The organism is Leucobacter sp. BZR 635 (assembly GCF_048061935.2).
GTDB lineage: Bacteria > Actinomycetota > Actinomycetes > Actinomycetales > Microbacteriaceae > Leucobacter.
In genome coordinates this window covers 1-14,265 of sequence record NZ_JBLUNZ020000031.1, presented here as the reverse complement: position 1 = coordinate 14,265, position 14,265 = coordinate 1, and the positions used below count along the sequence as shown (strand labels likewise).

At 67.4% G+C, this 14,265-nt stretch carries 13 protein-coding genes; 7 read left to right on the top strand and 6 right to left on the bottom strand.

Annotated features, from left to right (window positions below; all coding sequences use genetic code 11):
- The first annotated feature begins 4 nt into the window (after positions 1–4).
- From ACI1US_RS06140 to ACI1US_RS06125, 4 genes are read left to right on the top strand one after another with little or no spacing between them, the layout of a single operon-like run.
- Entirely contained in the window at positions 5–1,042 is a 1,038-nt protein-coding gene (locus tag ACI1US_RS06140; RefSeq protein ID WP_461639035.1) for an ABC transporter substrate-binding protein, read from the top strand.
- Positions 1,026–2,717 carry an ABC transporter permease gene (locus tag ACI1US_RS06135; RefSeq protein ID WP_461639033.1) on the top strand — a complete coding sequence of 564 codons (1,692 nt, stop codon included), beginning with the start codon at positions 1,026–1,028 and terminating at the stop codon, positions 2,715–2,717. Before ACI1US_RS06140 ends, ACI1US_RS06135 begins: the two co-directional genes overlap by 17 nt.
- Before the next feature lie 7 nt (positions 2,718–2,724).
- On the top strand, positions 2,725–3,888 hold the full coding sequence (locus ACI1US_RS06130; protein WP_461639031.1) for an ABC transporter ATP-binding protein: 1,164 nt from the start codon (positions 2,725–2,727) through the stop codon (positions 3,886–3,888).
- The gene (locus tag ACI1US_RS06125; RefSeq protein WP_461639029.1) at positions 3,885–4,445 is read left to right on the top strand and encodes a histidine phosphatase family protein; all 561 of its coding nucleotides are present in this window, start codon (positions 3,885–3,887) and stop codon (positions 4,443–4,445) included. The genes ACI1US_RS06130 and ACI1US_RS06125 overlap by 4 nt, the downstream gene beginning before the upstream one ends.
- Before the next feature lie 65 nt (positions 4,446–4,510).
- Here the strand turns inward: ACI1US_RS06125 and cls are convergent, their stop codons facing one another.
- Together cls and ACI1US_RS06115 are read right to left on the bottom strand one after the other, a co-directional pair.
- Positions 4,511–5,995, bottom strand: coding sequence for a cardiolipin synthase (gene cls / locus ACI1US_RS06120; protein ID WP_461639027.1), 1,485 nt, complete (start codon positions 5,993–5,995; stop codon positions 4,511–4,513).
- 73 nt (positions 5,996–6,068) lie between these two features.
- Positions 6,069–6,245, bottom strand: coding sequence for a hypothetical protein (locus ACI1US_RS06115; protein ID WP_461639025.1), 177 nt, complete (start codon positions 6,243–6,245; stop codon positions 6,069–6,071).
- A gap of 131 nt (positions 6,246–6,376) precedes the next feature.
- Between ACI1US_RS06115 and ACI1US_RS06110 the strand changes: the two genes are divergently transcribed.
- Complete coding sequence (locus ACI1US_RS06110) at positions 6,377–7,336, top strand: DMT family transporter (RefSeq protein WP_461639023.1); 960 nt, start codon at positions 6,377–6,379, stop codon at positions 7,334–7,336.
- 33 nt (positions 7,337–7,369) lie between these two features.
- Here ACI1US_RS06110 and lysS read toward each other — a convergent pair whose 3' ends face one another.
- Positions 7,370–8,917, bottom strand: coding sequence for a lysine--tRNA ligase (lysS, locus tag ACI1US_RS06105; RefSeq protein WP_416549845.1), 1,548 nt, complete (start codon positions 8,915–8,917; stop codon positions 7,370–7,372).
- A gap of 231 nt (positions 8,918–9,148) precedes the next feature.
- Here lysS and ACI1US_RS06100 point away from each other — a divergent pair, with 231 nt between their 5' ends.
- On the top strand, positions 9,149–10,756 hold the full coding sequence (locus ACI1US_RS06100; RefSeq protein WP_461639021.1) for a multicopper oxidase family protein: 1,608 nt from the start codon (positions 9,149–9,151) through the stop codon (positions 10,754–10,756).
- Positions 10,743–11,192, top strand: coding sequence for a hypothetical protein (locus tag ACI1US_RS06095; RefSeq protein WP_461639019.1), 450 nt, complete (start codon positions 10,743–10,745; stop codon positions 11,190–11,192). The genes ACI1US_RS06100 and ACI1US_RS06095 overlap by 14 nt, the downstream gene beginning before the upstream one ends.
- A 69-nt stretch (positions 11,193–11,261) precedes the next feature.
- Here ACI1US_RS06095 and ACI1US_RS06090 read toward each other — a convergent pair whose 3' ends face one another.
- The 3 genes from ACI1US_RS06090 to dmpG are packed head-to-tail and all read right to left on the bottom strand — an operon-like array spanning position 11,262 to position 14,222.
- Positions 11,262–12,281, bottom strand: a complete 1,020-nt coding sequence (locus tag ACI1US_RS06090; protein ID WP_461639017.1) for a VOC family protein — start codon at positions 12,279–12,281, stop codon at positions 11,262–11,264.
- 46 nt (positions 12,282–12,327) lie between these two features.
- Positions 12,328–13,206 (bottom strand): alpha/beta fold hydrolase, encoded by an 879-nt coding sequence (locus tag ACI1US_RS06085; RefSeq protein WP_461639015.1) that lies wholly within the window; start codon positions 13,204–13,206, stop codon positions 12,328–12,330.
- 2 nt (positions 13,207–13,208) lie between these two features.
- Entirely contained in the window at positions 13,209–14,222 is a 1,014-nt protein-coding gene (dmpG, locus tag ACI1US_RS06080) for a 4-hydroxy-2-oxovalerate aldolase (protein ID WP_461639013.1), read from the bottom strand.
- Between the last annotated feature and the right edge of the window lie 43 nt (positions 14,223–14,265).

Genomic DNA, 14,265 nt, shown 5'->3' with positions numbered 1-14,265 from the left:
CACCATGATTCGTAAGCACACCCTCGGTGCCATCGCAGCAGTCACCCTCGGCGCCATCGCGCTCACCGGATGCTCCGCAGCAACCGATTCGTCAAGCTCCGAGACACCGGCGGCGAAATCGCCAGCCGAGGCTGCGAGCCTGACCCTCTACACCTCTGAGCCGCAGGAAAAGATCGACGCGATTGTTGCGGCGTTCTCCGAGGAGCAGCCAGAGATCTCGGTCGAGGTCTTCCGTGCGGGAACCGGCGACCTCACCGCGCGCATCGCGGCCGAAGAAAAGGCCGGAGCCGTTGGCGCAGACCTGCTCCTCGCCGCAGACGCGGGCACGTTCGAGGATTACGCGGCTCGCGACCTGCTGCTTGAGTATGCTTCGCCCGAGGCCGAGGCCATCCTTCCCGAGCTGCTCGACCCCGAGAACTTCTACGTGGGAACGCGCATGCTGCCCACCGTGATCGCGGTGAACACGAATGTCATCACCGACGCGCCGACGTCGTGGCAGGATCTCACCGACCCCGCATACGCGGGCAAGATCGCCATGCCGAACCCCGACGTCTCGGGCGCAGCGGCGTACAACGCAGCCGTCTGGCTCGACGAGGCACAGCTCGGCAAGCCGTGGCTTGAGGCCCTCGCGAAGAACGAGCCCCTCGTCGTCGACAGCAACGGCCCGGTATCGCAGGCGGTTGCCGATGGCAGCAGCCCCGTTGGCATCGTCGTCGACTCGCTCGTGCGCGACCTCGAGGCTGCGGGCTCACCGATCGCGGCCGTGTACCCGAGCGAGGGCGTTCCATACGTCACGCAGCCGGTCGGGATCTTCGCGAACACCGAAGAGCCCGAGGCAGCGAAGCTGTTCGTCGACTTCCTCATCTCGAAGCAGGGCCAGGAGATCGCGGTGTCGCAGTCGTACCTCCCGATCCGCTCGGACGTCGCTGCCCCCAAGGGCGCACCTGAGGTCAAGGATCTCGCGCTGCTGTCGCCCGAGCTGGACAAGATCCGGTCGACGCAGGCCGACGCCGTTGCAACCTTCAATGGCCTCTTCCAGTAACGCGCTTGCCGTGTCACCTGCGGGGGCGGCCGGTCACGGCCGTCCCCGCAGGCTCGCGCCGGCACGGGTGAGGCTCGACGGCTTCGCCTTCGCCCGCGCCGGGCTGTGGCTCGCGGTCTCCGCGCTCGTGCTGCTCCCCATCGGCACGATCGTGGTGCTCGCGGCCACGGGCGGCGGCTGGTCGGAGCTCACCTCCCCAGACGTGCGCGTCGCCGCCGTGAACTCGCTCGTCTCGGCAACCCTCTCGGGCGCGCTCGCCGTCGCCATCGGAACGCTCTTCGCGATCCTGCTCGAGCGCACCGACATTCCGTTCCGCCGCACCCTGCGGCTGCTCGCGCTCAGCCCAATGCTCATGCCGCCGTTCGTGGGCGCGATCGCCTGGCTCAGCCTCCTCGGGCCGAGCTCCGGGCTGAACCAGTTCTGGGCAGCACGCTTCGGCGGCCCCCTCTGGAATCTCTACGGTGGGGCAGGCGTCGTGTTCCTGCTCACCATCCATAGCTTCCCGATCGCGATGATGATCGTCACGGCCGCTCTCCGCCGGGTCCCCGCGGACCTCGAACAGGCCGCGAGAATCGCGGGCTCCTCCGCCCCGCGCGCGCTCTGCGAGGTCACGCTGCCGCTGCTGCGCCCGGCGATGCTCTCATCGTTCATGCTCATCGCCGTCGCGAACCTCGCTGACTTCGGCATCCCGTCGATCGTCGGCCTGCCCGGCCGCTACGTCACCCTGTCGACGCTCGTGTACCGGTATCTGCAGTCCGGCACGGTTGAGGATCCGCTCGCCGTCGTCGCCGCAATCGGGTTCCTGTTGCTCGTGGTCGCGCTACTCGGAGTCGTCGTCGACCTGTTCCGCTCGCGCACTCGCGTCGAGCTCGACGCACAGTCCGCGGCTCCCGCCCGGCTCCCGCTCGGCCCGGCCCGGCTGCCCGTTGGCATCATCGCGGCCGTCGTTATCGTGGCCGTCACGATCCTGCCGCTCCTCACGCTCACCGTGCAGGCACTGCTTCCGGCACCCGGTGTCCCGCTGTCCCTCGAGACCATCACGCTCGCGAGCTTCGAACGCGCGCTCTCCTCCCCCGGCACGCTCAGCGGCGTCACGAACTCGCTGTGGCTCGCGGGCATGGCCGCGCTGATCTGCGGCGTGCTCGGCCTCGCCGTCGGCACCGTCGTCACTCGCACCCGTGCACGCGGCAACCGCGCGCTGCTCGGGCTCTCACTGCTGCCGCAGGCGATCCCCGGGCTCGTCATCGCGGTCGCCTGGCTCGTCATCGCCCCACGCATCGGCCTGTACAACACTCCGTGGATCATTCTCTGCGCGTACCTCACATCGTTCGTCGCGCTCGTCGTGCAGTCGGTATCTGCGCCGCTCGCCGCGACACCGACCACCGCTGAGGAGGCCGCGCGGATCTCAGGTGCCACCAAGCTCCGCGCCCTCTGGGATATCTCCTGCCGGATGGCGCTGCCCGCCGCATTCTCCGGGGCTGTGCTCGTCGCGCTCACAGCAGTTCGCGAACTCACCCTGTCGGTGCTGCTCCTCGCCCCCGGCACCCAGACCCTTGGTGTGGTCATCTTCAACCTCCAGCAGGCCGGCGCCTACAACGCCTCGTCTGCGCTGTCCCTCATCGTCGCGCTCGTCGGCCTCGCAGGCCTCGGACTCACCGCGCGCGCCTCCCGTTAGGAGCATCATGTCATCGGTCACCCTCGAATCCGTGAGCCTCGCGTTTCCAGGCGGCACCCTCGGCCTCGCCGACGTCGACCTCAGCGTCGGGGACGGCGAGTTCGTTGCGCTCGTCGGGCCCTCCGGTTCGGGCAAAACGACGCTGCTACGAACCGTTGCCGGCTTCGCCGAGCCGACTGCCGGCACCGTGCGCATCGGCGACACCGTCGTCGCGGGCGCGGGCCGCGCGGTCGAACCGGAGCGCCGTGGCCTCGGCATGGTGTTTCAACAGCATGCCGTGTGGCCACACTGGAGCGTCGGAAAGAACATCGAGTACCCGCTCAAGCGGGCCGGAGTATCGCGATCGGAGCGCCGCGAACGCGTGAGCGAGGCACTCACCCTCGTCGGCCTCGCCGGCGCCGAAGCCCGTAACCCCGCGACGCTCTCCGGCGGGCAACGCCAGCGCGTCGCGATTGCGCGAGCAATCGTCGCGCGGCCCAGGGTGCTCCTCCTCGATGAGGCGCTCTCCGCGCTCGATGAGCCGCTGCGCGATCGCCTGCGACTCGAGTTGCGGGAGCTTACCCGCGAGCTCGGGCTCACCGTGATCCACGTCACCCACGACCGCGGCGAGGCGCTCGCACTCGCGGACCGTGTAGTCGTGCTCGATGGCGGCAGGATCCAACAGCAGGACACCCCGGCCGCGGTACTCGCACGCCCCGCAACGCCGTTCGTCGCGCGCTTTATCGCTGACGCGACGATCGTTCCGGGTTCGCTCGACTCCGAGGGATTCACCGCAGCGCAACACCCGCTCGCGGTGCCCGCCGCACATCTCGAACAGCTCGCCGGGCAGCGCACCTCCCCCGGAGCATCCGCGCACAGCGCCGAGCTCGCGATCCTGCCCGAGTGGGTGCGGGTCGTGCCAGACCCGGGTGGGGAGGCAGTCGTCACCTCCTCGCTCTTCGGGCGCGACTGCGACGACCTCACCGTCGACTGGCTCGGGCTCAGGCTGCGCAGCCGGATCGCTGGCAGCAGGGTCCCCGCGGGTACGCGAGTGCGCGTCGAGTGCGACCGCACGCTCGTGTACTCCGACGGTTCCGCGGTGCCACAGGCGGCGCGCGAACAGTCGGCGCATCGCACCCCGAGCGCACCCTCAGACTTCGACCCTGCCAGAGCCGATAGCGTGGCAGCATGACTGCAGGAACTCCGGTGCTCGCGCTCGTTCGACACGGCGAAACCGATTGGAACCGAGCTCGACGTATACAGGGACGCACCGAGGTGCCCCTCAATGCAACCGGCCGCGCCCAGGCACTCAGCGCCGCCGAGCTGCTGAGTTCGTCGGCACCCGCACCGTGGGCCTCGGTGCACGCTTCACCGCTCGGGCGCGCGATCGAGACCGCCGACATCATCGCTGACCATCTCGGGCTCAATGCCCCCGGGATCAACGGGGGCCTGTGGGAGCGCGACTTCGGCGAGGCCGAGGGGCTGCTCGTCGCCGAGAGCGAGGCGCGCTGGCCTGGGCTCCGGGACGTCCCCGCAGCCGAGCGGATCGAGGACGTCGCCCAGCGCTCAGCCGACGCGATCCGTGAGCTCTCGCAGACGCACCCCGGTTCCGTTGCGGTCGCACACGGTGCGATGCTCCGGGCCGGGCTCGCACTGCTCACCGGGTCTGACGTTCCGCGGATCCTCAACGGTGAGATCTGGCTGCTGCGCCTCGACGGCAGCGACTATTCGGCGATGAAGCTGGGCTAACGAACGCCCGCGGCGCGCAGGCACGGCCGGGACGCTTCCGCGCGCGCCGGGCCAAGCCGCGGGAACTACTGCAGCGCCGAGGTGAGGCGCGCGAGTCCGTCAAGCAGCTGCGAGCGCAGCGGCTGCTTCTCCCATTCCTCGGGCAGGAGCTCGCGGGAGTTCGCACGGTAGTAATCGGTGACTTCGTCGAGGTCTTGCACGAAGCTCTCGCCGCGCACGACCATCGAGATCTCCATGTTCAGGCCGAACGAGCGCGGATCCATGTTCGAGGATCCGACGACCGCGACCTCATCGTCGATCGTGAAGTGCTTCGAATGGAGAATGTAGGGCGGCCGGTACATCCAGATACGCACGCCCGCGTTCAAGAGTTCCTCGTAGTAGGAGCGCTGCGCGTGATACACGAGGGCCTGGTCGCCGATTTCCGAGACGAACAGCTCGACCTCGACGCCGCGCGCGGTCGCCGCCCGCAGCGCGTTCATGATCGAGCCGTCGGGCACGAAGTAGGGGCTCGTGATGCTGATGCGGTGCCTGGCGGCGTACAGCAGCGACACAAACACCTGCAGGTTGTTTTCCGCAGCGTATCCGGGGCCGCTCGGCACGATCTGGCAGTCGAGTTCGCCCGGAAGCTCAGTCTGCTCCGTGTCGATGTCGATCTCGAGCTGGTCGAGGAAGGTATCGGTCTCGAGGTACCAGTCGGCCTGGAACACGGCTTCAAGGCCCAACACGATCGGCCCCTCAACGCGCACCATGATGTCGCGCCAGTGCAGGCCGCGCCGAATGTTGCCGCGCTTGTTGTAGCTCGAGTCGACGAGGTTCTGTGAGCCCGTGAAGCCGACTTTGCCGTCAACGACCACGAGCTTGCGGTGGTTGCGCAGGTCGGGGCGCTGATATTCGCCGCGCCAGGGGCGCACCGGGAGCATGTAGGTCCACTCGGCGCCCATGTCTTTGAGGCTCTGGGCGGTGCGGCGACGTCCGGGATTTCGCACGGCAGAAATATGGTCGAGCATGACGCGCACCTTGACGCCGCGTTCGATGGCTCGGCGCATCGCGTCGAACACCACATCGGTGGTTTCGTCGTGCACAAGAATGTAGAACTGCACGTGCACGTAGTCGCGCGCGCAGTCGATAGCTTCGGCGATCTGGTGAAACGAGAGCTCATAGTCGATCGTCATCGAGGCGACGTTGCCCCGCAGCATGGGCTGCGCGCCGAGCGTCTGCCCGAGGCGCACGGCGCTCTCAAGCCCTGGCGACATGGCGTCAATGTCTGAGATCAGCCCGCGGTTCTCGCGCTCTGCAATGCTCGAGACCATCTCGTTGATGGCGTCTTGCTTGTTCTCGCGGTGCGCCGGGAGCCGGTTCGATCCAATGATCAGAAAGACAATGAGACCGGGCACCGGGAGCAGGAAGATAGCGAGCAGCCAGGCCATGCCGGAGGTTGGGCGGCGGTTTCGCGGCACCACGAAGAGGGCGACAATTCGAATCGCCATGTCGATCGTGATCGCGACCGCTGCGCCGATAGCGGCCCAGTTCCAGCCCGAAAAGAACTCCATCGTCGTCCTCTCGCTGGGAATGCCGGAGCCGCGCGGAAACCCGCGCCTCCCGCCATTCTAGCGAGTCGGGGGGTTACTCGTCGCGCGCGGGGAGGCCAGCCTTCTGGCGCTCCTGATCCTCGATCTCGCGGTAAATGCGTCGCTCAGTGCGGTCCGCACGAAGAATGAGCCTCATGACCATCCAGAAGAAGAGCCCGATGAGCACGGTCGGCGTGAGCGACCAGACTGCATTCATCCACCAGTTATCCATAATTGCCAACCTTACCCGCCCCCTCCCGTGGGTTTCCTGGGCGTTCACGCACGTCTGCGGCACGCGTCGCAGAACGCGACTCTGCGCGACGGCGGTCGCCTCCCGTGACGGCAGCGCCTAGGATCACAACCATGCACACCGCAGCGACGCGCAGCACAGCCAGGGCGCAGGCAACGATCGCCGTACTCGTCACCGCAGTGCTGTGGGGGACGACCGGATTCGGGGCATCGTTCGCCGCACCGTTAAGCGCTGTCACGACCGGGGCGGCGGCAATGGGCATCGGCGGTGCCCTGCTCGCACTCGGCAACTTGCGCAAGCTCGGGGGCATCTTCCGGGCCCCGGGTGCCACGCCGCTCGTGCTCGCCGGAGCGGCCGCGATCTGCGTGTTTACGGTGAGCTTCTACGCCTCGATGGGGCTCGCGGGCGTCGCCCTCGGCACGATTGTGACGATTTGCTCCTCCCCCATCTTCGCTGGCCTGCTCGAGCTGTTCATCGACCGGCAGCGCCTCGGAGGCAGCTGGTACGTCGCCGCACTGCTCGCAATCGTCGGCGGCGTACTCCTCGTGACGGGGCGCGGCGAGGGCGGCGGCTGGATGGGCTCTGACCCCGCGCAGCTTCCGCTCGGCGTCGCGGTGGGGCTGCTCGCGGGGGTGGCCTACGCCGTGTACGCCTGGCTGCTCGGGCGGCTCATCAAGGCCACCCCGAAGCGTCCCGCCGGACTCGGTCGCACCGCGGGCGTCGCGGCGATCCTCGGGGTCGCGGCTCCCCCGCTGCTCGGCTTCATGGTGGTCTCCGGTGGCGCACAGTTGCTCGATCCAGCTGTGTGGCCGCCGCTGCTCTACCTCGGGATCGTGCCCATGGCGATCGGCCACGCACTCTTCGGCTGGTCGCTCGCCGCGCTCTCGGCGTCGACAGTCACGCTCTACACGCTGCTCGAACCGGCCGTCGCGACGCTGCTCGCCGTGCTGGTGATCGGCGAGCGGCTCACCGCTGGCGGCTGGCTCGGGCTCGCCCTCGTACTGCTCGGGATCGCCGTGCTCAGCGTGAACTGGCGAAGGAGATCTGCCACCAAAACAGGCCGCCGCGGCTAAGCGCGGGGGCCTGATTCTGGCTGTCGGCCGAGATTACTTCACGAGCGGGAAGAGAATCGTCTCGCGGATCCCCAGACCCGTGAGCGCCATGAGCAGGCGATCCATGCCCATGCCCATGCCGCCGGTGGGAGGCATAGCGTGCTCGAGCGCGCGGAGGAAGTCCTCGTCAACCTTCATCGCCTCGACGTCGCCGCGCGCGCCCTCGGCTGCCTGCTGCACGAAGCGCTCGCGCTGCACGACGGGGTCGATGAGCTCGGAGTACCCCGTTGCGAGTTCGAAGCCGCGGATGTAGAGATCCCACTTCTCGACGACGCCCGGAATCGAGCGGTGGTGGCGCGTGAGCGGGCTCGTCTCGACCGGGAAGTCCATGACGAACGTCGGGCCGGTGAGGGAGTCGATCACGAAGTGCTCCCAGAGCTCTTCGACGAGCTTGCCGTGGTTCGCCAGCGGCACCTCGACACCCTCCTTGTCGGCAATCGCCTGGAGGTCAGCCACGGAGGTCTCCGGGGTGATCTCCACGCCGGCAGCCTCGGAGAGCGAGCCGTACATCGAGATGCGCGCCCAGTCACCGCCGAGGTCGAACAGCGTGCCGTCGGCCCACTTCACCGTGTGCGTGCCCTCGCGGTCGCTGCCAACGTTTGCGGCGAGCGCGGCGTTCTGCACGAGCTCCTGCGTGAGGTCTGCGATGCCGTTGTAGTCGGTGTATGCCTGGTACGACTCGAGCATTGCGAACTCGGGGCTGTGCGTCGAGTCAGCGCCCTCGTTGCGGAAGTTGCGGTTGATCTCGAAGACGCGCTCGAGGCCGCCGACGGCCGCGCGCTTGAGGAACAGCTCGGGTGCGATGCGCAGGAACAGCTCCATGTCGAAAGCGTTCGAGTGCGTGACGAAGGGGCGTGCCGAGGCACCGCCGTGCATGGTCTGCAGCATGGGGGTCTCGACCTCCATGAAGCCGTGCTTCGCGAAGGTCTCGCGCAGGCTCGCCATGGTGCGGGCGCGGGTGAGCACGTTCGTGCGCGCCTGCTCGCGGGCGATGAGGTCGAGGTAGCGCTGGCGCACCCTCGTCTCCTCGTTGAGCTCTGCGTGCAGGTTCGGCAGCGGGGCGATCGCCTTCGCGGCGACCTGCCACTCGCTCACCATGATCGAGAGTTCGCCGCGGCGACTCGAGATGACCTCGCCGCTCACGAACAGGTGGTCACCGAGGTCGGTGAGCTCCTTGTACTCGGCGAGCGATTCCTCGCCGACCTCCGCGAGCGACAGCATCGCCTGGATGCGGGTGCCATCGCCGGCCTGGATCGAGGCGAAGCAGAGCTTGCCGGTGTTGCGCTGGAAGACGATGCGGCCGGCGATGCCGACGGTCTCGCCCGAAGCCGAATCGGGGGTCTCTTCGAGGTGCCCCCACTGCGCCCGCACCGCGGGAATCGTGGTCGTTACCGGTACTGCGACCGGGTATGCGCCGCCGGCAAGGCCACCCGCGGCGTTCAGCCGCTCCCGCTTCTCCAAGCGGATGCGCTTCTGCTCGAAGATTTCCTCTTCGCTCTGAACTTCTTCAGTGGCGGGATTCGGCGCAGTCTGCTCGCTCATGTGGCGGGTTCCTCCGTTGTGTAGGCGTAGAGATCCATCCTACGCGAGCCCCCGGAGGGTTCTCACATCGGTGCCAGGCACTCCCCGCCCATCCGCACGCCCGGAGTTGGCAGTTATTGTCGCGTGAGCGGAGCGGAGGCGACAAAAACTGCCAACTCCTGGGGTTCAGGCGGCTGGGAGATACTAGAGGGGTTGCGCACATCTCTTGCGCCGCCAAGTTCAAGGAGATTCATGCCTGCGTCATCGCGGATCACGCGCCGCGGCGTGCTTGCCGGAGCCGCAGCCGGGGCCATCACGACCTCAATCATCGCCCTCGGTGGGTGGCGGATCGGGCAGCGGCCGATCCTCTCCCCCGACCCCGTCGGTGCCGCAGGCGCGAACACGGGCCGCGCCCCGCTCGCGATCCCGCCACTTGACGAGGGCACAGTCGCTAGCGACGGCGTCCGCGAGTTCACGCTCGCGGCGCAGGCCGGCACAAGCGCCTTCCTGCCGGGCAAGCAGACCCAGACCTGGGGGTACAACGGCCCCTTCGGTGGCCCGACGCTCCGCGCCGCCGAGGGCGAGCGGGTCCGGGTGACCGTGCGCAACGACCTTGACGAGGTCACGACCACCCACTGGCACGGTATGAAGCTCCCTGCGCTCGCCGACGGCGGCCCGCACCAGCCCATCGAACCGGGCGCAAGCTGGGTCGCCGAGTGGACGGTCGAGCAGCCCGCCTCGACGCTCTGGTACCACCCGCACAACCACGGCACGACCGAGGCGCACGTGTACCGCGGACTCGCGGGCCTGTTCCTCATCGATGATGCGGAGCCCCCGCAGGACTCCCCGCTGCCGCGCGACTACGGCGTCGACGACGTGCCGCTCATCCTCAGCGACCGGAGCTTTGCGGCAGATGGATCCTTCGCCGAGCAGCATAGATCCGCCGCGGGCATGCTCGGCGACACGATCCTCGTGAACGGCACGGTCGCGCCGCAGTTCACCGCGACCCGTGCGACGACCAGGCTGCGAGTACTCAACGGATCCACCGCCCGCAGCTACCGACTGCAGCTCGCAGGCACCGACCCTGCCAACAGCAAACTCGAGCTCGTCGGCACCGATTCCGGGCTCCTTCCCGAGCCCGTCATCATCGACGGCATCACCCTCACCCCTGGCGAGCGCGCCGAGGTCATCGTGACGCTCGCACCTGGCGAGACCGCGATGTTGCGGTCGGCCACGCACTCGCTCGGGCTGCTCGGAACAACCGAGCGCGCGAGCGGCACCCGCGACAGCTTCGACATTCTGGAGCTCACGCGGGAATCGGGCGACGGCGGCGACCCGGCAGAGGCCGGCGGCGACCGCCCGCAGCTCGCCGAGTGGGTCGCGGCGGGCGGGTTTCTCGCGGCGCCCTTCCCCTCCGACGCAGAGCCAGACAAGCGGCGCACCGTCACCCTGCAGGACAGCAAGATCAACCACCGGCGCATGAACATGAGCCGAATCGACGAGGTCGTCAGCGTCGGCGACCGCGAGCGCTGGTTCATCACGAACGAGCATTTTCTGCCGCACAACCTGCACATCCACAACGCTCGTTTTCGCGTGCACTCGATTGGCGGCAGGGAGCCGGCCGCTGAGCTGCGCGGATGGAAGGACACTGTGTACGCGCCGCCGAGCCGCACGGTCATCGTTGACGTCGAGTTCGGCTCGTCGACCGACCCGCACCTGCCGTACATGTTCCACTGCCACCTGCTGCAGCACGAGGATCAGGGCATGATGGCGCAGTTCGTGGTCGTGAAACCCGGCGAAGCCGCGGGCCCGCTCGACACCCCAGCAATCCGCGATGGAGGATCACATGACAGCCACTAGTGCCGCCCCCGTTCGCCGCGGCTCCGTTGCGGCGCTCATCACCCGCTGGGTGCTCATCCTGCACGCGGCACTGCTCGCCGCCCAGCCGTTCCTCGCCGGGGCGATGCTCGACGCGATGAGCCCCGACCCGCAGACGATGCACCGGATGGTCGCGATGACGGTCGTGACGGTCGGGCTCGTGCAGATCGTCATGGCGCTCATTGTGTGGAAAGGCCGAGCCGCGTGGCCACGCGACCTCCTCAACTGGTCGCTCATCCTCTGGGTACTCGAGCTCGGCCAGTTCTCGCTCGGGCACCTGAGCCTTGGCATGTCGGTGCACATCCCGCTCGGGATCGCGGTGCTCGCAATCGGGGTGTTCCTGGCGTTCCGGTATGCGAGGCGCGCGCCTGCTGACACGGAGCTCGTGGGGAAAGACGCAAATCTCCCTACCGAGTGAACCGGTTCCCAGGAGGAACCTGGTTCTCACGGTAGGGAGATCTACGCTGCCTTACGGCGAACTACCAGACTAGGCACCGAGCAGCGGGTTCTGCAGGCCAGCCGTTCCCGTCGTGTCGCGGCCGCGGCTACCCGGCTTCGTGTCGATCGGATCCCCGTACCAGGTAAGCCCCTCCGGGAAGTCCTCCGGACGCCACTCGATCGCTTCCCAATCCTCGTCGAAGATGAGGTAGCCACCGGCGTACAGCTCGACGCGGTGGTCCGAGCCTGGGTCGTGAACGTAGAGGTACATCGCCTGACCGATACCGTGCTTGCCCGGGCCAGCGCCATACGAGACATCGAGATCCCGGAGGATGTCCGCCGCGGTGAGCGCGTCGCTCATGTTCTCGAGGTTGTAGGCGAGGTGGTGCAGCTGGCCGGTCTTCTCAGCCCTGTTCGCGACGAAGGCGACATCGTGCATCTGCGGGGTGACCGAGGTCCACGACGCCATGAGCGTCTCAGGGTGATCGGGGAGGTACGCGTACTCGCGGCGCTTCAGCCCGAGGTGCTCGCGAGCCCACTGCTCGGTCTGATTGATTGTCGACGGTGAGGTCTGGATGTTGAAGTGGTCCAGTCGGCGCACGCCGAGCCCGCGACGAGTCGAGCTATTCGACGGGAGCCGCGAGCGGATCTCCTCGGGCGCCTCGGGCTTCTCCATGTCGTAGTAGAGCTCGAAGGGGTGCTCTCCGCCTGGCAGGAGAAAGCGCACCGCGGTGCCGCGGCCCTTCTCAGTGCCAGCGGGGATCTCCACCGACTCGATCTCCTCGCGCTGCAGGTGCTCGTAGAACAGCTCCACGTCTTCCGGGCGCTTCGTGCGCATGCTGAAGGCGTTCACCACGTTCTCGTCCTGCTCTCGGAGCACCAGCGAGTGGTGTCCGAGCTCCTGGAAGGCGCGGAGGTACGCGACGTCACCGTCGCGCTCCACCTCCTCCATGCCCAGGATGTCGCGGAAGAACCAGAGTGATTTCTCGAGATCCTTCGTGCCGAGGCTGATTGAGCCTGCGTGGGAGATGCCCGGGCCGGGATCGTACCCGTCAGACAGCTTTGTCATTCCTTACCTTCTTTCTTCGTGTAATGAAGTCGTGTGCAGTGGGAGATTAGGCGGCGTCTCGAAGCAGGAACTCGAGATGCAGCCGGTTGAATTCATCGGTTTTCTCGTACTGCGGCCAGTGGCCTGCCTCATCGATGACAGCGAGTTCGCCGTTCGGGATCAGGTCGGCGATGCGGCGCGCCTCGTCGACGGGCCCCGAGGGATCCTTCGTTGTCCAGAGCACGAGTGCGGGGACCGAGATCGCGGAGAGGTCTGCATCGCTGAGCATGTTGCGCTTGCGAGTCTCGAGATCCTGCAGTGCCATGTTCATGCGGCACGCCATCTCCCAGTCGGGCTGCTCGAAGATGCGCTGACGCACCCGAATGAGGTCTGGGGTGACCATCGACGGGTCTGCCATGAGCCACTCGAGCCGTGCCTTCACGCGCTCCCAAGAGGGGTCCTTCGCGGCTTCCATCGAGAGTGAAAATAGCCGTTCCATGACCTGGGGGTTCGCCATAGTTCCGCCCATGGTGTTGAGCACAACGCGCTCGACCCGCTCGGGGTAGAGCTGCGAGAACTTTGCCGTGGTCCAGCCGCCGAGCGACTCACCAGACATGTAGTACTTCTCGGCCCCCAGCGCGTCCATGACGCCGTGGACGTGCTCCATGTAGTGCTTGATCTCAAGCGGGTGCTCGGGCTTCGCCGAGTAACCGTGGCCGATGAAGTCGAAGGCAAACACGTCGAAGTGCTCGCCGTGCGACTGCAGATTACGGCTGTACGCCTCGGCGTGGCCGGTGATCCCGTGCATGAGCAGCAGCTTGCGGGGGTTGTCCGGGTCGCCAGCGCGCAGGTAGCGCGTCTCGTAGCCGCCCGCCTCCATGTAGCCCTGCGAGAAGCTCGTCTCGGCGAGGTCCATCCAGGTGCTTGTGTACTGTGCGTCTGCCATTGCTAGGCCTTTCTCTTCGCGAGGTCGAGTGCGACATCGGTGATCATGTCTTCTTGCCCACCGATGAGTCGGCGAGCGCCAACCTCGACGAGAATGTCTCGCGCATCGAGGCCGTATGTCTGGGCTGCGTGCTCCGCGTGGCGGAGGAAGCTCGAGTAGACGCCCGCATAGCCGACCGTGAGCGTCTCGCGGTCCACTTGCACCGGACGGTCGTGGAGCGGGCGAACGAGGTCGTCGGCGGCGTCTTGCAGTGCGAAGAGGTCGGCGGCGACGTCCCAGCCGTGCAGCTTCGCAACTGCGACGAAGGGCTCAATCGGGGTGTTGCCTGCTCCAGCACCGTGGCCGGCGAGCGAGGCGTCGACGCGGAACGCGCCTTCCTCGACGGCGACGACGGAGTTGGCGACCGCGAGCGAGAGGTTCTGGTGAGCATGCACCCCGATCTCGGTCTCGGGCTGCAGGGCGTCGCGGTAGGCGCGCACCCGCTCCCGGTAGCCGTCCATGGTGAGTCGCCCGGCCGAGTCGGTGACGTAGACACAGTTCGCCCCGTACGACTCCATGAGCTTCGCCTGCTCGACGAGACTCGCAGGGTCACTCAGGTGAGACATCATGAGAAACCCTGAGACGTCCATGCCCCACTCCCGGGCCGCCGTGATGTGCTGCGCGGAAACGTCTGCCTCAGTGCAGTGGGTGGCGACGCGCACGGAGCGTACCCCTGCGTCGAATGCGGCCTTGAGGTCGTGGAGGGTACCGATCCCGGGGAGGATCAGCGCCGTGAGCCGCGCATTCTCGACGACGTCTGCGGCGGCCTCGATCCATTCGAGGTCGGTGTGTGAGCCTGGGCCGTAGGTGAGGCTCGAGCCCGAGAGCCCGTCGCCGTGGGTGACCTCGATTGCGTCGACACCCGCGCTGTCGAGTGCCCGTGCAATCTCGGCAACCTTTGCGGGCTCAAGCTGGTGGCGGATCGCGTGCATCCCGTCCCGCAGCGTCACATCCTGCAGGTAGATCTTCTTCGTCATGCGGAGAGCTCCTTTCGAGCTGCGACAAGCCGCTCGGCCGCGC